Origin of the sequence: Ferruginibacter sp. (assembly GCF_031391665.1) — a bacterium.
Classification (GTDB): domain Bacteria; phylum Bacteroidota; class Bacteroidia; order Chitinophagales; family Chitinophagaceae; genus Ferruginibacter.
On record NZ_JANMUN010000188.1, the window covers coordinates 18,717 to 43,782 of the forward strand.

23 protein-coding genes are annotated in these 25,066 nt (G+C 36.4%); 16 read left to right on the forward strand and 7 right to left on the reverse strand.

Going from position 1 to position 25,066, the window contains the following annotated elements; genetic code table 11:
• Window positions 1–2: 2 nt before the first annotated feature.
• The 3 genes from ACY651_RS14160 to ACY651_RS14170 all read right to left on the reverse strand — a co-directional run bounded on the left by ACY651_RS14160 (window position 3) and on the right by ACY651_RS14170 (window position 3,200).
• Window positions 3–1,046 carry an AI-2E family transporter gene (locus ACY651_RS14160; protein ID WP_462253857.1) on the reverse strand — a complete coding sequence of 348 codons (1,044 nt, stop codon included), beginning with the start codon at window positions 1,044–1,046 and terminating at the stop codon, window positions 3–5.
• Window positions 1,047–1,085: 39 nt separating this feature from the next.
• The gene (locus tag ACY651_RS14165) at window positions 1,086–2,117 is read right to left on the reverse strand and encodes a radical SAM/SPASM domain-containing protein (RefSeq protein WP_462253859.1); all 1,032 of its coding nucleotides are present in this window, start codon (window positions 2,115–2,117) and stop codon (window positions 1,086–1,088) included.
• Window positions 2,118–2,285: 168 nt separating this feature from the next.
• Window positions 2,286–3,200: a lytic transglycosylase domain-containing protein gene (locus ACY651_RS14170; RefSeq protein WP_462253861.1), complete on the reverse strand. Its 915-nt coding sequence runs from the start codon at window positions 3,198–3,200 to the stop codon at window positions 2,286–2,288.
• Between the two features lie 138 nt (window positions 3,201–3,338).
• Between ACY651_RS14170 and ACY651_RS14175 the strand changes: the two genes are divergently transcribed.
• The 4 genes from ACY651_RS14175 to ACY651_RS14190 all read left to right on the forward strand — a co-directional run bounded on the left by ACY651_RS14175 (window position 3,339) and on the right by ACY651_RS14190 (window position 6,968).
• Window positions 3,339–5,300, forward strand: a complete 1,962-nt coding sequence (locus tag ACY651_RS14175) for a M1 family aminopeptidase (protein ID WP_462253863.1) — start codon at window positions 3,339–3,341, stop codon at window positions 5,298–5,300.
• 119 nt (window positions 5,301–5,419) lie between these two features.
• Window positions 5,420–6,184, forward strand: a complete 765-nt coding sequence (locus tag ACY651_RS14180; protein ID WP_462253865.1) for a glycoside hydrolase family 25 protein — start codon at window positions 5,420–5,422, stop codon at window positions 6,182–6,184.
• Window positions 6,185–6,276: 92 nt separating this feature from the next.
• Window positions 6,277–6,495: a hypothetical protein gene (locus tag ACY651_RS14185; RefSeq protein WP_462253867.1), complete on the forward strand. Its 219-nt coding sequence runs from the start codon at window positions 6,277–6,279 to the stop codon at window positions 6,493–6,495.
• Between the two features lie 83 nt (window positions 6,496–6,578).
• A complete protein-coding gene (locus tag ACY651_RS14190) occupies window positions 6,579–6,968 on the forward strand; it encodes a hypothetical protein (protein ID WP_462253869.1) in 390 nt (129 codons plus the stop codon).
• 99 nt (window positions 6,969–7,067) lie between these two features.
• Here ACY651_RS14190 and ACY651_RS14195 read toward each other — a convergent pair whose 3' ends face one another.
• A complete protein-coding gene (locus tag ACY651_RS14195) occupies window positions 7,068–7,496 on the reverse strand; it encodes a YybH family protein (protein WP_462253871.1) in 429 nt (142 codons plus the stop codon).
• A gap of 132 nt (window positions 7,497–7,628) precedes the next feature.
• On the opposite strand from ACY651_RS14195, the gene ACY651_RS14200 reads away from it, so the two are divergent.
• Both ACY651_RS14200 and ACY651_RS14205 read left to right on the forward strand, forming a co-directional pair.
• Window positions 7,629–8,087 (forward strand): GyrI-like domain-containing protein, encoded by a 459-nt coding sequence (locus ACY651_RS14200; protein ID WP_462253873.1) that lies wholly within the window; start codon window positions 7,629–7,631, stop codon window positions 8,085–8,087.
• Window positions 8,088–8,090: 3 nt separating this feature from the next.
• Window positions 8,091–8,459: a DUF1801 domain-containing protein gene (locus ACY651_RS14205; protein ID WP_462253875.1), complete on the forward strand. Its 369-nt coding sequence runs from the start codon at window positions 8,091–8,093 to the stop codon at window positions 8,457–8,459.
• An 81-nt stretch (window positions 8,460–8,540) separates the two neighbouring features.
• Here ACY651_RS14205 and ACY651_RS14210 read toward each other — a convergent pair whose 3' ends face one another.
• Complete coding sequence (locus ACY651_RS14210; RefSeq protein WP_462253877.1) at window positions 8,541–8,930, reverse strand: MerC domain-containing protein; 390 nt, start codon at window positions 8,928–8,930, stop codon at window positions 8,541–8,543.
• 112 nt (window positions 8,931–9,042) lie between these two features.
• On the opposite strand from ACY651_RS14210, the gene ACY651_RS14215 reads away from it, so the two are divergent.
• The 3 genes from ACY651_RS14215 (at window position 9,043) to ACY651_RS14225 (ending at window position 11,904) form a co-directional block, all read left to right on the forward strand.
• On the forward strand, window positions 9,043–9,783 hold the full coding sequence (locus ACY651_RS14215) for an SCO family protein (protein ID WP_462253879.1): 741 nt from the start codon (window positions 9,043–9,045) through the stop codon (window positions 9,781–9,783).
• Window positions 9,784–9,882: 99 nt separating this feature from the next.
• On the forward strand, window positions 9,883–10,296 hold the full coding sequence (locus tag ACY651_RS14220; protein WP_462253881.1) for a Fur family transcriptional regulator: 414 nt from the start codon (window positions 9,883–9,885) through the stop codon (window positions 10,294–10,296).
• Between the two features lie 207 nt (window positions 10,297–10,503).
• On the forward strand, window positions 10,504–11,904 hold the full coding sequence (locus ACY651_RS14225; RefSeq protein WP_462253883.1) for a hypothetical protein: 1,401 nt from the start codon (window positions 10,504–10,506) through the stop codon (window positions 11,902–11,904).
• A gap of 6 nt (window positions 11,905–11,910) precedes the next feature.
• Here the strand turns inward: ACY651_RS14225 and ACY651_RS14230 are convergent, their stop codons facing one another.
• A complete protein-coding gene (locus tag ACY651_RS14230) occupies window positions 11,911–13,629 on the reverse strand; it encodes a M3 family oligoendopeptidase (RefSeq protein WP_462253885.1) in 1,719 nt (572 codons plus the stop codon).
• Window positions 13,630–13,756: 127 nt separating this feature from the next.
• On the reverse strand, window positions 13,757–14,260 hold the full coding sequence (locus ACY651_RS14235; RefSeq protein WP_462253887.1) for a DUF5606 family protein: 504 nt from the start codon (window positions 14,258–14,260) through the stop codon (window positions 13,757–13,759).
• Between the two features lie 147 nt (window positions 14,261–14,407).
• Between ACY651_RS14235 and ACY651_RS14240 the strand changes: the two genes are divergently transcribed.
• The 7 genes from ACY651_RS14240 to ACY651_RS14270 all read left to right on the forward strand — a co-directional run bounded on the left by ACY651_RS14240 (window position 14,408) and on the right by ACY651_RS14270 (window position 24,909).
• The gene (locus tag ACY651_RS14240) at window positions 14,408–17,290 is read left to right on the forward strand and encodes an outer membrane beta-barrel protein (RefSeq protein ID WP_462253889.1); all 2,883 of its coding nucleotides are present in this window, start codon (window positions 14,408–14,410) and stop codon (window positions 17,288–17,290) included.
• 35 nt (window positions 17,291–17,325) lie between these two features.
• Window positions 17,326–17,901: an RNA polymerase sigma factor gene (locus ACY651_RS14245; protein WP_462253891.1), complete on the forward strand. Its 576-nt coding sequence runs from the start codon at window positions 17,326–17,328 to the stop codon at window positions 17,899–17,901.
• Window positions 17,902–17,905: 4 nt separating this feature from the next.
• Complete coding sequence (locus ACY651_RS14250) at window positions 17,906–18,241, forward strand: hypothetical protein (RefSeq protein WP_462253893.1); 336 nt, start codon at window positions 17,906–17,908, stop codon at window positions 18,239–18,241.
• A 2-nt stretch (window positions 18,242–18,243) separates the two neighbouring features.
• On the forward strand, window positions 18,244–18,732 hold the full coding sequence (locus ACY651_RS14255) for a hypothetical protein (RefSeq protein ID WP_462253895.1): 489 nt from the start codon (window positions 18,244–18,246) through the stop codon (window positions 18,730–18,732).
• Between the two features lie 34 nt (window positions 18,733–18,766).
• The gene (locus tag ACY651_RS14260) at window positions 18,767–19,171 is read left to right on the forward strand and encodes a hypothetical protein (protein ID WP_462253897.1); all 405 of its coding nucleotides are present in this window, start codon (window positions 18,767–18,769) and stop codon (window positions 19,169–19,171) included.
• A 383-nt stretch (window positions 19,172–19,554) separates the two neighbouring features.
• Window positions 19,555–21,222 carry an amidohydrolase gene (locus tag ACY651_RS14265; RefSeq protein WP_462253899.1) on the forward strand — a complete coding sequence of 556 codons (1,668 nt, stop codon included), beginning with the start codon at window positions 19,555–19,557 and terminating at the stop codon, window positions 21,220–21,222.
• Between the two features lie 54 nt (window positions 21,223–21,276).
• Window positions 21,277–24,909: an alpha-amylase family glycosyl hydrolase gene (locus ACY651_RS14270; protein ID WP_462253901.1), complete on the forward strand. Its 3,633-nt coding sequence runs from the start codon at window positions 21,277–21,279 to the stop codon at window positions 24,907–24,909.
• Window positions 24,910–25,066: the final 157 nt, after the last annotated feature.

The window sequence follows — 25,066 nt, forward strand, 5'->3', positions numbered from 1 at the left end:
AATTATTCTTTTGGTGATGGTTCGGCAGTTGCCGGCGTTGGTTCGGCAAATTCGTTAAGGTAAATTTTTATTAAAATAATAAAATAGCTAACTAATAAAGGGCCAAAAATTAAACCCATAAAACCAAATAATTTTAACCCAACTATTACACCCAATACTGTTATCATGGGATGCACATTGCCCATTTTTTTTAACAACCCCAGCCTTGTTATATAATCAACATTACCGGTTACCACAATACTGTAAATCATTAAGCCTGTAGCAGTATAATTATTACCAGTGGAATACAAATAAACAACCAGCGGCACCCAAATTATCATAGTGCCTACCAATGGGAAAAAAGCAAATACGCCTGTTACAAAACCCCACATGCCCCAATCTTTTACACCAAAAATTAAGTAACCAATAGTGGCAAATATGCCCTGCACAATACAAATAATGGGTATGCCAATGGCATTGGCCCTTATCATTACTATGGTTTCGCTGGCCAGTTTATCTACATTTTCTTCTTTTAAAGGAATTATTTTACCAAGATATTTTTCAATGGCCCTGCCATTTACCAAAAGATAATAGTACAAAAAGAAAAGCATAATTAGATTAGTTAACACATTGGCGGTGGTGTTAAGTAATTTAGGAATTGCAGCAGAAATTTTTGCTGCTACCGACTTTGTGTTTTCATCGGTAAATATTTTCATACCGGTGAAGGCTTCAATTTTATCCGAAAAAATTTGTATGCCCTGCATTACTTCGTGCTGGTTATTAACCAGCGAATTTATTTTAGGCGATACCATCTTAATTGAAAAATAAACCGGTATGGAAATAATAATAATTGAACCCAAAATAAAAAGCAATGCCGTAAGTCCTTTTTTCCATCTTTTTTTCAGAATTAGTTTATGATACCAGTTACGGGTGAGTATGTATAAAGTAGCGGCACCCAAAAGGCCGGGTAAAAAAGCATACAACTGTGTTAAAAGTGCAATAAGCAGAAACGCAATAATAATAAGTAATATAATTTGCCTTAGCCGGTTATTAAATACATCGGGCATAAATTAAAGTTGATTTAAAATTATAAAAGTAAGTTACTGTTAATCTTTCCATACCGAAGCCCCTTCGCTGCAGTTGGCACAAATATCAATATTCTTCCGGCTGTTCATTAACTCTTTTCTAAATTGTTTATAATTATCGTTGTGCCAAATTTGTTTAAACGATTGATTTTTTAAATTCCCCAGTTGATGCATGGCATCTTTATCAAAACAGCAGGGCACCACCAAACCATCCCATGTAATTACGTTGGCATGCTGCAGCTTCCAGCAGCGGTTGGCTAATTTGTTTTTTGCTGTATAAGTACCATCAGCATTTTTTTTATAGCGGCTGAATTTATCTGTTTCAGGAATTAAATTGTTGGGGTCAGTTTCGTAATCGTACACCTGTGCAGTTTTAAAACGCACTTCATCTACACCCACTTCTTTTGCTAATCTTTTTATATCTTCTATTTGATGTTCGTTGGGTTTTACAACCAAAAACTGGAAGAATACAAAAGGTGTTTTACTGTTGAGTTCCTTTTTCCACTTTACAATATTTTTTGCGCCTTCAATTACTTTATCAATATTGCCACCCACACGGTATTGTTTATACACATCCTGTGTAGTGCCATCAATAGAAATTATTAAACGGTCTAATCCACTCTCAACAGTCCGCTTTGCATTATCATCATTTAAATAATGTGCATTGGTACTGGTGGCGGTGTAAATACCTTTTGATGATGCATATTTTACCATCTCTAAAAAATCAGGATTTAAATAAGGCTCGCCCTGAAAATAAAAAATAAGGTATAATAATTCTTTATAAATATCATCAATAGTATCCCTGAAAAAATCTTTTTGCAGCATTCCAGTGGGCCGGGTAAAATGGCGTAAACCGCTGGGGCACTCGGGGCAGCGCAGGTTGCAGCTGGTGGTAGGTTCAAACGAAACAGAAACCGGGTAACCCCATTGCACAGGTTTGTTTAACAGGCGGCTGATATAAAAACTGCTGAGTACTTTAATACCGTTAAAAAAACGGCGTGGTGTAAGTTTGCTTAATAAATTGGTACTATCGTTCCAGTTAAACTGAGGCATGCGGCAAAGGTAAGATGAATGGGAGTTATTTAATACTTGCCAAACATTACACCTTTAATATCTTCTTTTTTAACAAAACCAATTTATTCCCATTGTATAGATTTATTAAATAAAAAAACCGGCACAATCGTACCGGTTCACAAGATATCATTTCAATTTATTATTGTATCAATAATTTAAAGAGGTTGGCGCTCCTTCTTCCTCCGAAGTATTAATGTCTGCATTATCTGCCTTAGCTTTAACAGGTTTAAAGTTCAGCGTATTGTTAGTAAACTTTTCGTAATTATTAAAGATAACATTCAGCGCAATAAAATTCATTACATAACTTCTGGTTTCAGAAGGTAAATATTTTTTTACATCCCAAAAATCGGGATCGGCTTTGCCGGTTTTTTTCATAGCCTGCCACACATTGCCCACACCACAATTGTAACTGGCTACCACTAATAAATAATCATTATCCAAATTGCGGCAGCGGTCTTTTAAATACCTGGCAGCGGTGTAAGTTGATTTATTAAAATTTTTCCTATCGTCTCTTACAATAACTTTTCTCGCTTTTTTATTTCCTTTTTTTGCAAGCGATTTTGCTAATTTTAATTCCCTCTTTTTTTCGGCAGCACTTAGTTGTGGCGCATATTTTAAACCATACTCCCTTGCTACTTCATCCATAATTTGCCAGTAACCAACTGCACCTGCTTTAGAAACTGCATTACCGTTAAAAGCGCTTTCCAGCGCCAGTAAAATTTTAAACTCATGCGGCAAACTGTGCTTGGTTAAAATGGCGGTAACTTTTGGAAAAAACTTTTTGCCTTTGTTGTAAGTGCGTATTAAATATGCTCTTCTGCTGGCAGAAAATTTTTCAATGTAACCTAAAGATTGTTCTTCGTTGCCACACAGCAAATCGGGGTAAACAACATTTGCAGCTTTTACAACAGTATTGCTGCCTTCTTTTTTATCAAGTCTGGACAGCAGTATTTTTTTTGTACTGTCTTTATTTACCTGTGCCACTACTGGTACACAGGCAAAACAAATACAACTTAAAACTGCTGCAAAAATGCCGGGTACGGAACGATTTCTTTTTATCATATTTGAAATAATTACGGTTGGGTTACGTTAATAAAAACGGGAATACTTAAAACGGATGAGCAAACCCTTTATTGCCCGTTCACAAAACTTTAAGAAACTTTATAAATCTTTTACTTATAGCTGTTTAACTACATTTTTATGCGTTTAATTTCGATATTTTTTTGTTGTATAATTTTTAAAGCAACAGCACAGCCACCTGCCAATTATTACAAACAGATAAATGAAATTGCTGCCGCAGAACAATTGCGCCATGCAAGATTATCTCCGAACGGTACAACAACAACTAATGATCTTTTAACCGCTGCATCTAACTTTGATGCTAAATATTACCGTTGCGAATGGGAGGTTGATCCTGCAATAAGGTATATCAAAGGGAAAATTACCGTGTATTATACCATTAGTGCAACAGGCAATTCAATAAGTTTAGATTTGATGAGCCCGTTGGTTGTTGATAGTGTTACACAACGTAATATGGCGCTTTCAAAAAATCATGCTAATAATATTTTACAAATAGATTTTCCGGCAGCGGTAAATGCAGGCACCTTCGATTCGGTAAGTGTTTATTACCAGGGCGTGCCACCCACCACCGGCTTTGGTTCGTTTATACAAAGTACACATACAGGCACAGCGGTAATGTGGAGTCTTAGCGAACCTTATGGCAGCCGTGATTGGTGGCCATGCAAAAATGGTTTGGATGATAAAGCAGATTCTGTTGATATTATTGTTAGTACACCATCGCAATACAAAGCAGCAAGTAATGGTTTATTGCAAAGCGAAACTTTAATTGCAGGCGGCACAAAAAAAACAGCGCACTGGAAACACCGTTATCCCATTGCATCTTACTTAATGTGTTTTGCAGTTACCAATTATGTGGTGTTTAACAATGCTGTGCAGTTAGGTAATGTATCGTTGCCCATGCAAACCTATTGTTACCCTGAAAGTCTTACATCTTTTCAAAACGGCACACAAAATGTATTGGATGCCATGCAGTTGTTTCACAATTTATTTGGCGATTATCCTTTTATAAAAGAAAAGTATGGTCACGTACAATTTGGATGGGGCGGCGGCATGGAACATCAAACAGCAACTTTTATAGTTTCTATTAACGAAGGGTTGATTGCTCATGAACTGGCACACCAATGGTTTGGTGATAAAATTACCTGCGGCAGCTGGCAGGATATTTGGTTGAATGAAGGCTTTGCAACACATCTTGCCAGTATTTACAACGAAAAAAAATATCCGGCCAACATAATTGCAAACAGAAGATCTTTAGTAAATAATATCACATCGCAACCCGGTGGTTCGGTTTGGGTAGATGATACTACAAATGTGGGAAGAATTTTTGACGGACGTTTAAGTTATAACAAAGGCTCGTATTTAATATATATGCTGCGATGGAAACTGGGAGATACCGTTTTTTTTAACGCCATAAAAAATTATCAAAAAGACCCTAAAGTAATGTATGGTTTTGCAAGAACAGCAGATTTAAAAAAACATTTGGAACAGGAAAGTAAACAAGACCTTACCGAATTTTTTAAAGATTGGTTTACCGGCCAGGGTTATCCCTCTTATAATGTAGAGTGGACACCTGTTGGCAGCAGTACTGTAAAAGTAAAAATGAACCAAACAACCTCACATCCATCTGTTAGTTTTTTTGAAATGCCTGTAGCATTAAAATTTAAAAATGCCACTCTGGAAAAAACAATTGTGGTGGATAATAAAACCAATGGAGAAATATTCATGAGTAATTTAGGGTTTGTTGCCGATACTGTTTTAATTGATCCGGAATACTGGTTATTATCCAGAAATAATACCACATCAAAAGTAGCCGATATAGTAAGCGGACAAAATGTGGTTCAAATATTTCCAAACCCCATAAAAAACCAGTTTTATATTTATTTAAGAAATTTTACTTTTTCAACTGCAACAGTTAAATTATTTAACGCTATTGGTCAATTGATTTATACAAAAAATGTACCACTGGTAAACGGATCAGAATATCTTGACATTCCATCGCAGCATTTGCCTGCAGGCGAATACAATTTGCAGATAATAAGCGGTAACAATTTTAAGTATTTAAAAAAAATAATAAAGCAGTAGAGGATAATACGGCAATATTTTTTAAATAAAAATACAATTTGTGTTAATCTCTTCAATCTGGTGCAAAACAATTTTCTTAATTGATAAACATTACTGTACTTTGCCGCAATTAACCAACCGTGGCAAAAAAAAAGACAACAGCTTTTAAAGTTATTACCGTATCAATTATTTACCTGGCAGCTGCAGCGTTAGCAATTTATTTAATTACCTGGTTTCTTAACAAACCAAAGTTTGTGCGTTACGCCGCTTTTGGTATTCCCATTCCTGTAAGTTATCAAATTCATGGTATTGATGTTAGCCGCTACCAGGCTGCCATTGACTGGGAAGCTGTAAGAGATATGCAGGATAAAAACATTAAAATTGGTTTTGCATTTATGAAAGCTACCGAAGGGTTGGGCAATGTAGATGGCACATTTAGAAGAAACTGGTTTAAGGCGAGGGAAGCAAAAATTACCCGTGGCGCCTATCATTTTTTTATTGCCAGCAAAAGTGGTAAAGCCCAGGCCGAAAATTTTATACAAACTGTTACACTCACAAAAGGTGATATGCCACCTGTACTGGATATTGAACAAACTTACGGTGCATCTGTAACAGATATTCAGCAACGCACCAAAGATTGGTTGCAGATGATAGAAAAACAATACAAAGTAAAACCCATCATTTACACCAATGTAGATTTTTACCAAAATTTTTTAGCCGGTAAGTTTGATGATTATCCCATTTGGGTGGCGCATTATTTAGTAAAAGATAAGCCCCGTATAAAACGGGAATGGCTTTTTTGGCAACACAATGAAACCGGCAGGGTAAACGGCATTGATGCTTATGTAGATTTTAATGTGTTTAACGGCGACAGTACCGATTTTAAAAAGCTGCTGATAAAATAACTTTACTGCTGTGTATTGTATTACTTTTATACAACCTTATACCCCCTTTTGGAACATCCCGATTTTTTCGGGAAGGGGCTAAATTACTTTTTATGGGAATGGAAGATGATACAAGAGATTTTTTAGTAAGGATACTTAATACCATTGCCATTGTATTAATTTGGATGATGGCAAATGTTTTCTTTGGCTTTTACAAAGACTATGCTTTTTTTGAAATCCGCCCTAACTGGACAAACTATCTTTTTTATTTTTTATCGGCCTCTAGTTTAATAATGATGATTATTTATCTGCGGCGAAAATGGCGCTTATAACTTTCGTTATGCATAAAATACCCTTTTACTGGTATTCCCTTATTATAATATTGTATTACTTTTAAGCACTAAACCCAACCGGTATGCTGCTTAAAATTTTTTGCAAATACACTTTACTCACAGGTGCAGTAATAATTGAAGGAATTAAATGGGGTATCAGGCCTTATTTTAATTTTAGCCAACCCACAACATTTTTGCTGGGCATTGCGCCCAATTTGCTGGGTTCATTTTTACTGCCGTTTGGTTGCTACTGGTTGTTAAGTAAATATATTAATCTTCATTCTGATAAACAGTTAAAATGGTTTTGTGTTGTATGTTTTTGCTTGTTGATAATTAATGAAGTATTGCAGTTGATTCCTGTTTTTGGCCGAACATTCGATTACAGTGATATAACCGCATCATTACTGGGCCTTACTGCATCCTACTTTTTATGCAGTAAATATTTATTTGTAAAACTTGCAAAATATCCGTGAAAAGTTGACTGGTTAATTAGTTTATTGGTTTAAAGGTGGAGCAGTATTTGCATACAGTATTAACTAATCAACCAATAAACTAATTAACCAATAAACCATTTAACTGCTATGATCTACCACAATCACCCATTTGTTTTTTATCTTTTTAAATAATAGAGTAAAGTGGCCGCCAACATCGCCAATGCTACGGGTTAAATGCCATTTGCCCACCACAAAAAAATACAGTACCGATAATCTTTTTACTTCCAGAATATTAAAATCTAATTTTCCCATTGCGGCGGTATCAGGATATCCTTTTTTATAATTTTCTAAAGTTTTTTGCCAGCCATAAGTAACACCGCTTTTACCAATAAATTTTAGCGAATCACTTTGCCAGTAAGTAAGCATAAAGCGGTCAACATCACCGGCATTCCAGGCAGCTAACTGTTCGTTCATCGAGTTTCTTATTTGTAATTCATCTTTTGTTTGTGCAATTGCAATTTTATTAACTGCAATAAATAATACAAGTAAGTAGATTATCTTTTTCATTACTGATGATTTTAGTACAATTTAATAAATTCATATTTTAAACTGCATAAAAATTTTAATGACAAAGAGCTTTCACTGCTGACATAGGGTTGTCACAAGCGTTAATTATTTTTGCTGACAAAACAAATAAATATGACTACACAAAAAATAAACCCTTTCTATGTTATTGGTATTGCTGTAACAACTACCAACGAAAATGGACAATCAGGCATTGATATACCGGCGTTATGGAATAAATTTATGACTGAAGGGGTACTGGAAAGAATTCCCAATAAAATTGATAATACGCTGTATTGTGTATATACCGATTATGAAAAAGATCATACCAAACCTTACACCACCATTTTGGGTTGCAAAGCAGAAAGCCTGGATAGTATTCCTGATGGTATGATTGGAAAAACAATTGAAGACGGAAATTATGTACAACACATTGCAAAGGGAAATCTTTTACAAGGAGTAGTTTTTAATGAATGGGTAAAAATCTGGAATTCGACTATAGAAAGAAGTTACACAGCTGATTTTGAAGTGTACGGGCAAAAAGCGCAAAACCCGGAGAACGCAGAAGTTGATATATTTATAGCCGTTAAATAAAATATGCTCAACAATATTGATAATTTTTATCTGCAAAAAGAAGAGCCGTTGCAAGGTTGTTTACTGGCGTTAAAAGAAATTATTCTTTCACAGGATAAAGACATTGCCAGTGCCTGGAAATACGGCATGCCTTTTTTCTGTTACAAAGGAAAAATGTTCTGCTATTTATGGGTAAACAAAAACACACAGCAACCTTATATTGGTATTGTAGAAGGAAAACATTTTGACCACCCTTTACTGATTACTGAAAAACGATCACGGATGAAAATTATGCTGTTTGATGCGGATAAGCAATTGCCCATTAAAACGATAAAATCAATTTTAAAACAGGCTATTGATTTGTATAAAACGGGTGTGGTAAAAATAAAGTAACAAAAAATTATTTTTAATTTTTAAAGCAGGGTTTACGCAAAGTAATGGCCCGTGCATTTTTTACTCTTCCGCAAACCGGGGCTAATGCTGGTGATGCGGTGATGCACATTTACTTTTTTGGCAAAGCCTGTAATTTTTATAATGCGCTGTAATAATAAGCAGCACGGCTATGGCTAAAAACAAATATTCAAAAGGAATAAAAAATTGTTTTAACACGAGGAAAATAAAACCTACTGCAAAAATTAATACCGGTATAAAAGAACGGTGGTGTGTAATGTAGCCATGATACAAAGAATAAACGCCTACAATAAATGCCAGCGCTATCATGCCCCACTCAAAAAAAGAGTTATGAATAATATTGATGCCAAACACGGGCAAACTGGTAACTATCACTGGCAATAAAGCACAATGAATGGCACAGGCAACAGAAGTACCAATACCTAAAGCGTCCCAGTTTAATTTTATATTCATTTTATGGAGGGCAAAGATAGTATATTTGCAATAAGGTTGCAACTTTTAAAAAAGAGTAAAACAACATTTTTTACCCAATTGCATCCGGCGTAAATTTGCAAAAAATATTTGTATGAGTAAGAAGTTGCTGCTGTATGTGGTTTTTTTTTCGTTATTGCTGGGGGCTTTTTATTTAATGGTGTTCAGCGATTACGATTTTTCAAAATCTAATCTTTTGGTAAGAAATGCTAATGTAGAAGACTTTTCTTTTGTTAATCAAAATGGAAAAACCATTACGCAACGTGATGTAGAAGGCAAAGTGTATGTTGCAGAATATTTTTTTACCACCTGCAAAGGTATTTGCCCCATAATGAATGCCAACATGCGACGGGTGTACGATGCATTTAAAGATGATCCCAACTTTATGATTTTGTCGCATACCTGCATGCCCGAAACAGATTCGGTGCCCTTGTTAAAAGCTTACGAAGCAAAAATGATTGATGGTATACTTTTAAAAAATGAAGACGGCTCTTACAAAATTGCGTATGACACAACTGATAAACCACTAAACCCACAGGTACTAAACACCAACTGGAACTTCGTTACCGGCAGCAAAGCAGCATTATATAAGATGGCCCGGCAGGATTATGGAATTGATAATGGTAAACCCGACAGTACACAATTAATAAAAGATCAGTTTATACATACCCAGTTTTTTGCTTTGGTAGATAAACAAAGAAGGGTAAGAGGAATGGTGTATGATGGATTGAATAACGAAGAGATCAATAATTTAATAAATGATATTAAAGGATTGCTGAAAGAAAAAGTTACCAGTAAAAGATTTATGAATGGATTTAGCAGCGACCCGAATTAATGTGGTGAATGGTCAATGGCGAATGGTCAATATTACATCCTTGAAGGACAGCATACTCACCATTTTAGCCTCACGAACTTTATTTAACTTTACAATGTAATGAACAACCTGCTCGATATATTAAAAAAGAACCAGCTGAGCGTTACCGATGGCCGTAAAAAAATATTAGAATTATTTTTGAACAGTCCCGGTGCACTGGCACATGCTGATATTGAAAAAAGTACCGGAGAAATTTTTGACCGGGTAACCGTTTACAGAACACTGCAAACTTTTGTTGATAAAGGGATTATCCATAACATACCCACTACTGATAATTCTATTTTATATGCCCTTTGCAAACAGGATTGCGAAGCCGGACACCACCACGATAACCACGTACATTTTATTTGCGATGTTTGTTTTAAAACCACCTGCCTCGATGATGTAACTGTGCCCGAAGTAAAACTGCCCAAAGGCTTTAAACCCAAACATGCCCAAATGGTGGTGGGTGGGGTTTGCGATGATTGTAAATAATTTTTAAGGCATAGTTTGAAATTTTTATTTTTTAAAACAGGGGAAAATCTGTTTACAATTGGAGCTGTGTTTTTACCCATACAACCGCTAATGGCTTTAACTTAGCCAAAAATGACTACTGCTATTCTGTATCAAAAAATCCCTAACCCTGCTTAACTGTAAATGCGGTACTGCAAAATCTTTTTACCAAAATAAACTTTTAATAAAATGTTGTTTAAAAAAATACTTTTAGTGGGCTTCTTTTTAGCAAGTACTGCTGTGTATGCTCAAAAAATAAAAAGCCAGGCAACTTTCAGAACACTGAAAACTGCTACTTCTTTACTGGAAGCACAGCAGTTTGAAGCGGCTGAAGAATTTTTTAAAAAAGGATTGGAAAAAGCGATACAATTTGATGATGTTTATTGCATGGCATTCGCCAACGAAGGCCTGGGTAATTTTTATACTAAAACTGAACAGCCCGAACTGGCTGTAAAATCTTACAAAAAAGCGATTGCATTATACCGCAGCCAAAATTTAAATATAATTGCTAATGTAGTGGAAAGCCTTTTAAAAAGTGTGCAGGGCATTGGCGATTTATATGCCGGTATTGAAGTGGGCGCAAAAGGAATTAAACTCAGTATAATTGATGTAACACTTAATAAAGACAGGCAGTACGATTACGTTTTAAAATTAGATACCTCTATAAATACAGATGCTGCATCGCTGTCTTATCAAAGCGAAAAAGAAAGCAGGGATGCTATTGCAAAGCTGATGGATATTGTTGTGAACCGTTTTAAGGTGGTAAGTAAACGAACTTATATTGTAATCAGCAGCGGATTAAAACAGGAACTGGACAGGTATGAAAAAGTAGATTATTTTGCAAACGTCATCCGCCCAAAAGAAATTGACACCGCCATTCATATAATGTATGTAACACCCGAGCAGGAAGCGGAATTGAGTTTTATAGGTATTGTGCCGCAAAAAAACCGTTATAGTAATAACCAGTTGGATATTGGAAGCGGTAATACAAAAGGAGGTTATTTTTCCAGAGAGAAAAAATTTATTCCTGTTAATTTTTCTTTAGGCACAAAATCTTTTCAGCGTTTGGTAGATGCAAAAGTGCAGGGTAATTTGGAAGTGTTTTTAAAAACAGCTGAACAAATTATTAAAGACAGTTTAATAAAAGTAATGATTGATGAACTGGTGGCCAAGCCCGATTTTAAAGCAAGAGATGCGGTGTATTTGTCGGGAGGAATTGTATGGTCAATAGCTTCGCTGATGTATCCGCAAAGCGCCGTTAATAATTATACGGAGCTTAGCAGCAGTGATATTACAGCATTTCGCCAAAAAGTTTTTTCCGATTACGAAAAGCTTACGCACCCCGATATTTCTGTTATACAAAACGCCGATGAAGCAAAGGCAACTCAAAAAAATATCAACAGGGTAATAAATACCTACGATCAAAAAGCATTACTTGCCGGCACCGTTTGGTTAGATGAACTGGTAAAACAAATCAATACCATTAACCCCGGCAAAAAATTTATTTTTCCTAAATACGCTTATGTGGGCTGGATAAGCGGATATATTATTAAGAAAGTGAACCAACAGTTTTTGGGTTTGGTGAAGTGATTATGGTTAAGCTGTCTTCTCCACCTCACCCTTCACAAACTCCATCAACACTTTTATTTTCTCCGGGCTAAAATCAAATTTTAATCCGGCGGTTTCAAATAATTGAGGCAAAGTTTTAGTACCACCTAATGCCAATGCATTGCAATATTTGTCCATTGCCAATTGCCTGTTTTCCTTAAACTGCATCCACATACCAATAGCGCCTAACTGGGCAATACCATATTCAATATAATAAAACGGTACTTCAAATAAATGCAACTGGCGCTGCCAGGCATTGCTGCGGTAATTTTCTAATCCGCTGTAATCAATTACATCATCAGCAAATTCATTTAAAATTTCGTTCCACTTAACGGTGCGTTGTTCGTTGGTATGAGCAGGGTTTTCATAAATCCAATGCTGAAATTTATCAATCGTAGCAATCCATGGAAAAATAGTGATCACCCTTTCTAACTGGTGTTCTTTTGCTCTTATCAAATCGGCATCATTATCAAAAAAAGTTTCCCATTCATCCATACTGAATAATTCCATAGCCATGCTGGCCACTTCGGCAATTTCCATTGGGTATTCTTTAAAGCCACTAAGCTCTAATGGATGTGCTAAAAAAGAATGTACCGCATGGCCGCCTTCATGCACCATTGTAGTTACATCATGCATTTGCCCTGCAGCATTCATAAAAATAAATGGTGCACCGCTTTCAGCTAACGGACAGTTGTAGCCGCCCGGAGCTTTGCCTTTCCTGCTTTCCAGATCAAGATGTTTTAATTCATTCATCTTTTTTAGGCAGTCGCCAAAAAACGGACGCAGCTTAGTAAAGCACTCAATAGATTTATTAATTAATTCTTCGCTTGTTTTAAAAGGGCGCAAAGGCTCAGTGCCTGCAGGTTCTGCATCGGTATCCCATGGCCGCAAAGTATCCAATCCTAATTTTTGTTTTTTCTTTTGATAAATAATATTTACCAAAGGCATTACATGCAACTTTACCGCCTCGTGAAATTGAAAACAATCTGCTGCGGTATAATCAAAACGCCCCAGCTCTTTAAAACGGTAATCCCTGTAATTTTTAAAACCGGCATTAATGGCTTCTTTATTTCTTTTTTCAATGAGTTGATTGTATAAATCACTTAATGGCGCAGTGTCAGCTAATCTCCTGTCCTGCATTTTTCTGTACACTTCTTCTCTTTTATTTCTGTCGGCGCTTTCTAAAAACTTAGCAGCCTGTTGCAAAGTATATTCCTGCCCATCAACATCCACCATCATTTTGCCGGTAATAACGCCGTACTGTTGTTGCAAAACAGAAAGCTCCGCCTGCAATGGAATATTTTCTTCCCTGAATAATTCAATACTTTTTTTTACGCTGCGGAGATAAGTAAAATATTTTGCAGCATCCAGTTCACTGGCTAAGGGATGCGCTACTAATTTTTTATTCAGTGCATCAGCATAAGGCTGAATTTTGGGTTGTATCTCCATACAGAAAAAATTAAAAGCCTCTTCCAAACTTTTATTTTCTGTATCGCAGGTCATGCGTATTTGTCTCCAGCAGGCATCTTCATTCACCATGGCCTCCAGTTCGCTCTGGTCTTTCAGCCATTGTTCCAAACTTTCTTTGGTATCAATATTTCTTTCTAATAAATTTTTAAAAAAAGGTTCCAGGCTGTTCCAGTCCGTTAGTACAAAATTTTGAGGAACAAAAAGGCGGGGGAGTTTTTTTATATCGGCGGTGTACATGGTAAATGGTCAATTGTGAATGATGAATAGAAGGTTGTAAAACCTTAAAAATCCTGCTACACTTGTAAAGCCATAGCAGGATTTTGTATTTTTTAATTCGTAAAAATTCGTGTAATTAGTGGCCAACCTATGCCATCTTCCTGGGCGAATTTATTTTTTTAGCCGGCGCATTATTTTTTACCGATGCTGTTTTTTGTTCTGTTGGTTTTGCTTTGGCAACACTTGCTTCAGCACCTTCCTGCGGTACTTCGCTCAGCTTTATTTCTACATTGTTTTTTACCAAAACCTCAAACCACTTTATCATCTTTTTAGTGTCGCTGGCATACACCCTGCTAAAATCCATATCAGGATATACTTTTCCAAAATACGCTTTTACTGCTTTGGCATCACTGGCATCAGGTAATTTTTCGGTGCTGGCTTTCATGGCCAAAAACACTTCCGATAAATTCACATTATCTTTTACTGTAAATACTTCAATACTTTCCAAATGCGAAAAACTGTGTATTCGGCTGCTCACAAATTGCGAAGTGTTATCTTCTAAAGAACGTACCACTGCACCATCTGCTTTTGATGATATCAATTCAAACAATCCACTTTTGCCGGTAACAGAAGCTAATTTATTATACTCCATACTCATAAAATTTTAGGGCTGCAAGTTAATTGTAAAAAAGCAAATTAACCAATGTATATTAATAAGGTAATTTGTTAAAAAATAAGCCTGAACCGCCAAATTAACACCAGTGCGACAGTTTTTTTCAGCTGCGGCGTCTAAAGTAATATGCAGTTAAAATTTACATGTAAAAGAGTATTGGTTTTTTTAGTTTCAGGATTAATTTCTTTAGCAGCTAACAGCCAAAATATAACCCTTAAAGGAAAGCTAACCGATAAGGACGATAAATCTCCCATAGCAGGGGCAACTATAGCACTTATTATGCAAAGTGACAGTACACAAAAAACATTAAAGGTTACTGATAATAAAGGCAATTTTCAGTTTGGTAATTTATTGCCTCAGGCTTACGTAGTACAAATAAGTTTTACAGGCTACGAAAAAATCGAACAAAAAATTACATTGCTTGCAAGTAATATAGATGCCATTCCTTTTGCTATTGCAAAAATTGCCACCGATTTAACCGGTGTAACTGTAGTGGCTAAAACACCGCCGGTAAAACAAAAAGGCGATACCACCGAATTTAGCGCCAGCCAGTTTAAAGTAAACCCCGATGCTACTGCCGAAGACCTGATAAAAAAATTACCCGGTATTACAGTTGCAAAAGATGGTACAGTAACCACCATGGGAGAATCGGTAAGAAAAGTAACGGTAGATGGTAAAGATTTTTTTGGTGATGACGCAACAGCTGCATTAAAAAATTTACCTGCCGAAGTAATTGATAAAATTCAGGTATTCGACAGGCTGAGCGACCAGGCACAGCTAACAGGCTTTGATGACGGTAACTCAATAAAAACAGTAAACATTGTAACAAAATCAGGAATAAAGAACGGCCAGTTTGGAAGGATATATGCCGGTGCCGGAACCGACAGCCGTTACAGCGCAGGTGGCAACATTAGTTTTTTTAATGGCAACAGGCGGCTATCGTTAGTGGGCAATTTTAATAATATCAACATGCAAAATTTTGGCAGCCAGGATTTGCTGGGTGTAACCAGCAGCGGTGGCGGTGGTGGTGGAAGAGGCGGCGGCGGACGTGGTGGAGGCGGTAATTTTGGCGGAGCAGATAATTTTAACGTAGGTCAGTCGAATGGTATCAGTAAAACAAATGCAGCCGGATTAAATTTTAGTAATGTTTATGGTAAAAAACTTACTTTAACAGGCAGTTACTTTTTTAACAACAGTACTAATACAAACGAAAGCTTAACCAATACGCAAAATTTTTTCGATCCCAAAAATTTATTTGGCATACAAAAAAGTACTTCATCAACCAATAACACTAACCACAGAGTTAATTTAAGGCTGGAGTACAAATTGGATTCTGCCAATTCATTATTTATTATTCCAAGCATCAGCTTTCAGAACAATAAATCGGTATCCACTTCTTCTGCACAAAATTTTTATGCCGAAAATGATTCTACCGGGGTATCATTAACTAATAACAATTCCAACAGGGATGGTTATAATATCAGAAATAACATTATGTTCCGCCACTCATTTCCAAAAAGAGGCCGTACCATTTCATTTGGCTTTAATACCGGGTGGAGTAAAAATGATGGGGAAACTATAACTGACGCAAGAAATAAATATTACGATTCCACAAGTGTTTCAGAAGTTATATCAAACAGGTTCAGAGATAGTAAAACCAGCGGTACTACAATTGGCGGAAACATATCTTATACAGAACCTGTTGGAAAAAAAGGACAGTTACAAATTGATTATACTCCAACAGTACAAAAAAATAAAGCCAATCAGCAAACCTTTAATTACGACGGACAGAAGTACACCTTGTTCGATGGTAAATTGTCAAACCTTTTTGATAATACTATTACAACTAATAACGCAGGCATTAGTTACCGTTTGGGGCAAAGCAGGGATGAGCAACTTTCTTTTGGTGTAAATTTTCAAAATTCAAAATTAGAAAGTCAGCGAATTTTTCCCACTGCAAGTTCAGTTAATCAGTCATTCACTAATGTATTACCCAATTTAATGTGGCGTAAAAAAGTATCTGTTAACAGTAATATACGTGTGTTCTACAGGGCATCAACTAATTTTCCATCTATTACTCAGTTACAGGATGTTATCAGTGATACCAACTCTCTGTCAGTAAGCAGTGGTAACCCCAACTTAAAACAATCTTATACTCATTTTGTATCAGGCCGCTATTCTTATACTAATTCAAAAACCAGTAAAAGTTTCTTTGCCAATTTGTTCTTGCAAACTGCAGCCGATTATATTTCAAACGCATCTTACTTTATTAAAACAGATTCTGTCATAAATAATGTAACGGTGAAAAGAAATTCACAATTTACCAAACCGGTTAACTTAGATGGTTACAAAAGCCTGCGTACTTTTTTTAATTACAGCATGCCGCTAAAGTTTATTAAAACAACAGTAAATTTAAATGCAGGATTTAGTTACTCAAGATTACCTGGTTTGATAGATTACAAGCCTGTTGTTACAAATAACTACAATTATAATACAGGTGTGGTGTTTGCTAGTAATATAAGTGAGTATGTTGATTTTAATTTATCGTACAGTGCAAATTTTAATAACTCATCAACCAACACAACAAAAAGCACTACTACCAAATATGTTAATCAGGCAGCAGGTGCACAAATTAACCTGTTAAGTAAAAAAGGCTGGTTTATTCAAAATGATGTTTCGGGAAATGCTAATACCGGTTTAGCTGCAGGCTTTAACCAAAGCTTTTGGTTGTGGAATGCTGCAATCGGTAAAAAAATATTGAAAGGTCAAACAGGAGAAATTAAATTATCTGTATTTGATTTGCTGAAACAAAATCAAAGTATTGTAAGATCTGTAACTGATACTTATATTCAGGATTCCCAAACACAGGTATTACAACAGTATTTTATGCTTACGTTTACTTATAAATTGAAAAATTTCGGAACCGTGCCGGCAAGGCAAAATAATTTTAACAGGGATGGTGGAGACAGACCAATGATGCCGGGAGGTAACAGGGGTGGCGGATTTTAGTTACTTTTAAAGTGGCAATAATAAAATGATACGTTTTGAATCAACCGGAATTAATTGTGCAACTGCAGCAGGGAGATGAGCAGGCTTTTAAAAAGCTGGTTGATGAATGGCAGGATATGGTTTATAATACAGCAATTGGTATTGTGCAAAATGAAGATGATGCCGATGATATTACGCAGGATGTTTTTATACAGGTGTACCAGTCAGTAAGTTCTTTTAAAGGCGAATCAAAATTTTCAACCTGGCTGTACCGCATTGTAATTTCAAAATCGCTGGATCATATAAAGAAAAAGAAAAGAAAAAAACGTTTTGCATTTGTACAAAGTTTATTCGGTACCGCCAGCGAAGAAGATATACATCCGGAAGAATTTAATCACCCCGGTGTGGTAATGGAGAATAAAGAAAGAGCAGGCGAATTATTTAAAGCAATGGAACAGTTACCCGGCAACCAGCGCATTGCATTTACGCTGCATAAGCTGGAAGCTCAAAAATATCAGGATATTGCAGCTATTATGGATATTTCGCTAACAGCCGTAGAATCTTTAATTGCAAGGGCAAAAGGAAATTTAAGAAAAATATTGAAACAGTATTACGAAGAAAATAATTTTTAATACAATGGATAATCACGAACACATAAACAAACTCATTCATGATGCATTAAACAGTTTGGATGGTGCCGCAAGGGCAACACCCAAACCGTATCTTTTAACAAGATTAAATGCAAGAATGCAAAATGAAAAAGAAAGCGGCTGGGATAATGCTTTACGTTTTATAAGCAAGCCTGCAATTGCACTGGTGGGCCTTTGTTTGGTAATAGCTATCAATGCAACAGTGGTTACTTATAATTATCCCGGTAAAACTGCAGCAGCTGCAGAAGAACAATATGCAGCTGTTGATGAATACAGCAGTTCCACTACAGTATTAAACTACATAGAAAATATAGAACCTTAATAATGAGTACACAAACAAAAAGTAAATTTTACCTTTTAATAATCGGCATTTTGCTGGTTACAAATATTGCCATGCTCTTCTTTTTTATGGGTAATAAAGATGCAGGGAGAAGGGGTGGCAACCGTGGTGGCTACGACAGGGGTGCCATGATGAGGGATTTTTTACAAAAAGAAATTGGGTTTAATGATGCACAGCTTCAGCAGTATGATACCCTGAGTAAACAACGCAAAGAAAAAATGAAGGTAGATATGGAAGCTTTGAAAAATAATAAGGAGCTGCAGTTTAAAGAATTGGGCACAAAAGGTTTTAATGATTCTGCCATTGCCGTTGCAATAAATCAATCTGCCGAAAATCAAAAAATGATGGAGTTGCAGATGATGAATCATTTTGCCACCATTAGAAAAATTTGTACTGCAGAACAGCAACCAAAATTTGATTCGCTGTTTTATAAAATATGGAATAAAAAGAAAAAACCCGACGAAAAAAAATAAACTAAATTTTATCAAAAAAAATAAAAACGTAAACATGAAAAAACAAATTCTGTTGGCAGCTATTGCAGCTATGTTCAGCATTACTGCCGTAAATGCACAGGGCGGGGGCAATTTTCAGCGCCGTACACCCGAAGAAAGATTAAAACCCATTCACGAAAAATTAGACAGCGCCTTTAAATTAGATGCTGCTAAAATGAAACAGGTAGATGATATCTTTTTAAATTCTTTTAAAGAGTCAGATAAAAAAATGGAAGAGATGAGAGCCAGTGGCGGACAAATGGACCGTGATGCAATGATGGCTGCCAGACAAAAAATGAATGATGAAAGAGATGCTAAATTAAAAGAAATACTTACTGCCGATCAAATGAAAATTTGGAAAGATACCATCGAGCCATCAACAAGGCCGCAACGTGGAAACAGAGGCGGTGGTGGAAAATAATAATAAATGGTGAATACGAATACAACGGCTCCGCTTTTTTTGGCGGGGCTTTTTTATGTTGATTTAAGATTTGTTTTCTAATTTTAAAAGAAAAAAATGATCTTACAATTCGTGTTATTAATGTTGAAGTACAGTAATACAAAAGCCTCATCAGGGAACAACCCCGAAAAAGGGATGTAATCTTTTTCGGGTGGCTTTTTCCTTTCTTTTTTTTCCACAAAAAAAGAAAGGAAAAGGCAGCTAAAATTTAAAAGAGAAATAAAAACACGGAGAGAATTATTCATTCGACAAATTGTGCTTTAAATACTAAATCTTAAAAATAAAATTTTAAATACATTTTTCAACACTCCGTTTGTTTATGGTATTTTTGAAAAAAGATATTTATGTCATTCAAAAAATTCTTCTCCTTATTGCCAATTGGATATTGCATATTGCTTATTGCCTCGTGTAAGTTTCGCCAAAAAATACCACTCCTTATTCATCATGCAAAAATTTATACCGTCGATGAAAAATTTTCTGTTGCAGAAGCAATGGCAGTAAGCGATGGAAAAATTATTGCCATTGGAACAAACGATGAAATTTTAAAAGAGTACGAAGGCGAAGAAACGATTGATGCAGGAGGTAAATTTATTTATCCGGGTTTTATAGATGCCCATGCCCATTTTTTAAATTACGGATTTAGTTTACAGCAGGTAAATTTAAGCGGCACTAAAAGCTGGCAGGAATGTATTGATAAAGTAAAAGAATTTATAAAAGCAAAAAATATACAACCGGGTACATGGGTGCAGGGCCGTGGGTGGGATCAGAATGATTGGACTGTAAAAGAATTCCCCAACAAAGATTCTTTAGATATTAATTTTCCCAACAATCCTATAGCATTAGTAAGAATAGATGGACATGCATTAATTGCTAACACCAAAGCATTAGAATTAGCAAATGTACAACCAGGCCAAACCATTGCAGGCGGTACAATAGAAACCATCGATGGAAAACTTACCGGCATAATGATTGACAATGCAGAAGATATAATTTTTGCAGCTGTGCCTGTACCAACAAAAGATGAATATGCCATTGCATTAAACGAAGCGCAACAAAATTGCTTTGCGATGGGCTTAACAACTATTGTTGATTGCGGTTTAAATAAAAACCATGTTGATATAATAGATGCCTTACAAAAAGAAGGTACTTTAAAAATGAAACTGAATGTTATGCTTTCGGATGATTCGGCTAATTACGCTTACTATTTAAAAAACGGGCCTTACAAAACGCCTATGCTAAACGTAAATGGTTTTAAGTTGTATGCAGATGGTGCGTTGGGAAGCCGTGGTGCATGTTTGCTGCAACCTTACAGCGATAAACCCGGCTGGCAGGGTTTTTTATTAAAAGACAGATCTTATTTCGAAAAGATTATTCCGCAGATTTACAATTCAAAATTTCAGGCCAATACACATGCCATTGGTGATAGTGGCAACCGAATGATATTACAGGTGTATGCAAGTGTGCTGAAAGAAAACAATGACAGGCGCTGGAGAGTAGAGCATGCGCAGGTTGTAAATAAAAATGATTTTTATTATTTTGGAAAATACAGCATCATTCCATCGGTACAGCCAACGCATGCCACCAGTGATATGTATTGGGCCGAACAAAGATTGGGGGCAGAAAGAATAAAAGGGGCTTACGCTTATAAACAATTGCTCAATCAAAATGGATGGCTGCCGCTGGGTACCGATTTTCCGGTAGAAGATATTTCTCCCTTTAAAACATTTTATGCCGCTGTTGCAAGGCAGGATAGTAAAGGTTTTCCAGATAGCGGTTTTCAAATTAAAAATGCTTTATCACCAGAAGAAACATTAAGAGGCATGACCATTTGGGCAGCCAAAGGATCTTTTGAAGAAAAAGAAAAAGGAAGTTTGGAAACCGGCAAAGCGGCTGATTTTATACTATTGGATACCGATTTAATTGGCGGCGATATAAAAAACTTATTGAACGCTTCTGTTACTCAAACATTTATAAATGGAAAAACCGTTTATAAAAAATTGCCCCAAAAATAGTTTGCAATCTCAATTAATGTGTTAGATTTACACATTAATTCAAATTGCTTGTTTATGAAGAAATACCTGTTTATGCTGGTGCTGTTTTTTATTGTTACAGCAACCAATGCTCAACGTTTATTAAACTGGTCTCCCGAATTTCCGGTTGATAATTCCACCTTAGTTTTTACGATAGATTGTACCAAAGGCAACCAGGGCCTTTTAAATTTTGAAAGTGGTAATTCAAACAATATATATGTGCATGTAGGCGTAATTACCAACTTAAGTACCGGACCATCCGACTGGAAATATGTAAAGTTTACCTGGGGTACTGCTGATCCTTTAGCAAAAGCAACGCCGCTTGGCAATAATAAATATCAATACACTATCACCAATGTACGCAGTTTTTTTGGTGTGCCTGCCGGCGAATCAATAAAAAAAGTTACTGCCATTTTTAGAAATGCACCGGGAACACTCAAGCAGGTAAATTCTGATAACAGCGATATGTATATTCCCGTTTATGGTAATACCGAATACGCAGTACGATTAAACCTGCCGCCATTTGAACCACGTTATATTCCATGGGTGGAGCCCTTAAATGTTGCAGTTGGAGGAAACATTAATATTACAGGAGTATCATCTGCTAATGCAGCATTAACATTAAAATTAAATGGCGTAACAATTAATACAGCAGCAAGTGCAAATACCATTTCTGCCAATCCAACTATAGCCACTGCATGTAATCAAACTGTAATGCTGGAAGGCAACGATGGTACAGGAATAAAAAAAGATTCTTTTAGTTTTTACATTGCCCCCACAACAAGTGTAGCAGCATTACCTGCAGGTGTGCAGGAAGGTATTAATTACGCTGCCAATAACACTGCAGCAACTTTAGTGTTATACGCACCCGGTAAAAACAATGTGGTGGTGTTAGGCGATTTTTCTAACTGGGCAGTTAGCTGTTCTAATCAAATGAACAAAACACCCGATGGTAATTATTTTTGGATAACTGTTACAGGTCTTACTCCAAATACAGAGTATGGCTATCAATACTTAATTGATAACAGTATTATAATTGCAGACCCTTACGCACAAAAATTATTAGACCCCGATAACGATCAGTTTATTTCATCAACTACTTACCCTAACTTAAAACCTTACCCAACAGGATTAACTACAGGTATTGTAAGCATTTTACATCCCGGCGAAGCACCTTACAACTGGCAGATAACTAATTTTGCCCGTCCGGATAAAAAAAATCTGATGGTGTATGAACTGCTGATAAGAGATTTTACAGCACAGCACAGTTATCAATCTTTAATAGATTCATTTCAATATTTTAAAAACCTTGGCATAAACGCTATTGAGTTAATGCCCATTAATGAATTTACAGGCAACGAAAGCTGGGGTTACAATCCAACTTTTTATTTTGCACCCGATAAATATTATGGTACAAAAAATAAATTGAAAGAGTTTATTGATAAGTGCCATCAAAATGGTATTGCAGTTTTACTTGATGTGGTGTATAACCAATGCGATAATTATGCACCGCAGGCAAAAATGTACTGGAATGCTGCCAACAGCCAGCCAGCTGCCAATAATCCCTGGTTAAATGTTACAGCGCCTCACCCTTACAGTGTGTTCAACGATTTTAATCACACTTCAACTGCTACACAGTATTTAGTGCAGCGGTCCATTAATCACTGGATAACGGAATATAAAGTAGATGGCTTTCGTTTAGATTTGGCGAAAGGGTTTACACAAACACCCACCAATACAACTACTGTTGAAAATTACGATGCAAGCAGGGTGGCCAATTTAAAAAGATATTACGATGGCACCATTGCAAATTATCCCAACACTTATATGATACTGGAGTTTTTGGGTTCTCTGCCCAGCCAGGAAGAACAGGAATATGCAGCGCATGGTTTTATGCTTTGGGGAAACAACAATGCAGTGTACAATCAGTGTACCATGGGTTTTGCATCTAATTCAGATATCTCTCCTATTGTGTACAGCGATGCTAAAAAAGCTTTTAATAATCCTGCCGAAGTTGGGTATATGGAAAGCCATGATGAAGAAAGAACCATGTACAAAAATATAACCTTCGGTAATTCATCGGGCAGTTATAATGTAAAAACACTGGCTACTGCTTTGGCAAGAGAAGAAGCTGCGGCATCAGTATTTTTTACTGTGCCCGGCCCAAAAATGATCTGGCAATTTGAAGAAAGGGGTTATGATGTTTCACTGGTTTTTGGTGGTTCAAATCTTTCGCCCAAGCCACCACGTTGGGAATATATGGACGACCCTAACCGCAAACATTTGTACGATACTTATAAAAGTTTACTGCAATTAAGATTGGGTAATCCGGCAATTTTTAACAACACCACCTTTGCTTATGATTTTAATAATGCCGGGGGATTAGTTAAACTGTTTCAAATTGCCGACCCAAATGCTGGCGGTAAAAAAATTACAGTTGTTGCCAACCTTGATGTAGTGCAGCAAACCAAAGCAGTTACTTTTCAAACCACCGGCGACTGGACAAATTATATAAGCAATGGAACCGGTACAGGAATTAATGGAACAACAGGCACCACTTTTAATCTAACAGCAGCAGCTCAAACTATAACATTGCAGCCGGGAGAATATCATGTATATATAAGTGTACCTGCATGTGCAACACTTGCACCCGCAGCTACAACACCGGTTAACTATTGCCAAAATGCAACGGCAACAGCATTAAGTGCAACGGGTACTAGTTTATTATGGTACACTGCTGCAACCGGCGGTACGGGCAGTGCAACTGCACCAACACCGGTAACAACAACTGCCGGAAGTACCACCTACTATGTAAGTCAAACTTCAGGCTGCGAAAGTGTGCGTTTGCCCGTAGTAGTAAATGTAACAGCAATACTTGCAGCACCTGCAGTAGCCACCCCGGTTAGTTATTGCCAAAATGTAACAGCAAATGCTTTAACTGCAACCGGCACAAATTTAACCTGGTACACTACAGCCACAGGCGGTACAGGAAGTGTGAATGCACCCACACCTTTAACCACTGTTGCAGGAACAACAAATTATTATGTAAGTCAAAAAAATAATTGCGGCGAAAGTGCCCGAATACCCATTAGTGTAGTAGTAAATGCAACACCGGCAGCGCCATCAGCATTAAACGTAACAGCAGTTACCACTAATACGGCCGTGTTAAACTGGGCATCCACAGCAGGAAATTTTTATACAATTGAGTACAGGGAAGCAGGTACTTTTACCTGGATAAATATTGCAACTGCAATTACTACAGGCTCCGTTACACTAAATAACCTTAGTACTGGTGTATCGTACGAGTGGAGGGTAAGTGCTAACTGTATTGCAGCACCAGCAACAAATTACGCCACAGCACAGTTTGCAACCACTTCACGTAACAGCATTATTACAAGGCTTAAAAATGGTTTGGGAATTAAAATTTCTCCCAACCCGGTTATTGCAAATGCAATAATCGATTACATTGTACCAGGCAATGGAAAAGTAATTATTACTTTAGTAAATTCGTTCGGCCAGCAATTGCAGATATTATGTAATGCCAGTTTAAGTGCAGGCCAGTATAAAATAACATTAAACGATAAATTTAAATCGCTTGTAAAGGGTGTTTATTTTTTAAAGATTGAACAAAATAAAATTAAATACTACGTACAATTTATAAAGCAATAGAATAAGTAAAATTTAAAACTCTAAATATATTCAGCAATGACTTCTGATGTTAGTACAGACAAGGTAAAAAATATTAAAACACTCACGGCTATACAATCCGAAGTAGAAAGCAGTAATGGTATTGCTTTATCGGTGGACTGTGTAATTTTTGGTTTTG

Bases quoted from the DNA above. Each gene is read 5' to 3' on its own strand.
- ACY651_RS14160 (WP_462253857.1), bottom strand. From the start codon at position 1,046: ATGCCCGATGTATTTAATAACCGGCTAAGGCAAATTATATTACTTATT.
- ACY651_RS14165 (WP_462253859.1), bottom strand. From the start codon at position 2,117: ATGCCTCAGTTTAACTGGAACGATAGTACCAATTTATTAAGCAAACTT.
- ACY651_RS14170 (WP_462253861.1), bottom strand. From the start codon at position 3,200: ATGATAAAAAGAAATCGTTCCGTACCCGGCATTTTTGCAGCAGTTTTA.
- ACY651_RS14175 (WP_462253863.1), top strand. From the start codon at position 3,339: ATGCGTTTAATTTCGATATTTTTTTGTTGTATAATTTTTAAAGCAACA.
- ACY651_RS14185 (WP_462253867.1), top strand. From the start codon at position 6,277: ATGGGAATGGAAGATGATACAAGAGATTTTTTAGTAAGGATACTTAAT.
- ACY651_RS14190 (WP_462253869.1), top strand. From the start codon at position 6,579: ATGCTGCTTAAAATTTTTTGCAAATACACTTTACTCACAGGTGCAGTA.
- ACY651_RS14195 (WP_462253871.1), bottom strand. From the start codon at position 7,496: ATGAAAAAGATAATCTACTTACTTGTATTATTTATTGCAGTTAATAAA.
- ACY651_RS14200 (WP_462253873.1), top strand. From the start codon at position 7,629: ATGACTACACAAAAAATAAACCCTTTCTATGTTATTGGTATTGCTGTA.
- ACY651_RS14205 (WP_462253875.1), top strand. From the start codon at position 8,091: ATGCTCAACAATATTGATAATTTTTATCTGCAAAAAGAAGAGCCGTTG.
- ACY651_RS14210 (WP_462253877.1), bottom strand. From the start codon at position 8,930: ATGAATATAAAATTAAACTGGGACGCTTTAGGTATTGGTACTTCTGTT.
- ACY651_RS14215 (WP_462253879.1), top strand. From the start codon at position 9,043: ATGAGTAAGAAGTTGCTGCTGTATGTGGTTTTTTTTTCGTTATTGCTG.
- ACY651_RS14220 (WP_462253881.1), top strand. From the start codon at position 9,883: ATGAACAACCTGCTCGATATATTAAAAAAGAACCAGCTGAGCGTTACC.
- ACY651_RS14225 (WP_462253883.1), top strand. From the start codon at position 10,504: ATGTTGTTTAAAAAAATACTTTTAGTGGGCTTCTTTTTAGCAAGTACT.
- ACY651_RS14230 (WP_462253885.1), bottom strand. From the start codon at position 13,629: ATGTACACCGCCGATATAAAAAAACTCCCCCGCCTTTTTGTTCCTCAA.
- ACY651_RS14235 (WP_462253887.1), bottom strand. From the start codon at position 14,260: ATGGAGTATAATAAATTAGCTTCTGTTACCGGCAAAAGTGGATTGTTT.
- ACY651_RS14240 (WP_462253889.1), top strand. From the start codon at position 14,408: ATGCAGTTAAAATTTACATGTAAAAGAGTATTGGTTTTTTTAGTTTCA.
- ACY651_RS14250 (WP_462253893.1), top strand. From the start codon at position 17,906: ATGGATAATCACGAACACATAAACAAACTCATTCATGATGCATTAAAC.
- ACY651_RS14255 (WP_462253895.1), top strand. From the start codon at position 18,244: ATGAGTACACAAACAAAAAGTAAATTTTACCTTTTAATAATCGGCATT.
- ACY651_RS14260 (WP_462253897.1), top strand. From the start codon at position 18,767: ATGAAAAAACAAATTCTGTTGGCAGCTATTGCAGCTATGTTCAGCATT.
- ACY651_RS14265 (WP_462253899.1), top strand. From the start codon at position 19,555: ATGTCATTCAAAAAATTCTTCTCCTTATTGCCAATTGGATATTGCATA.
- ACY651_RS14270 (WP_462253901.1), top strand. From the start codon at position 21,277: ATGAAGAAATACCTGTTTATGCTGGTGCTGTTTTTTATTGTTACAGCA.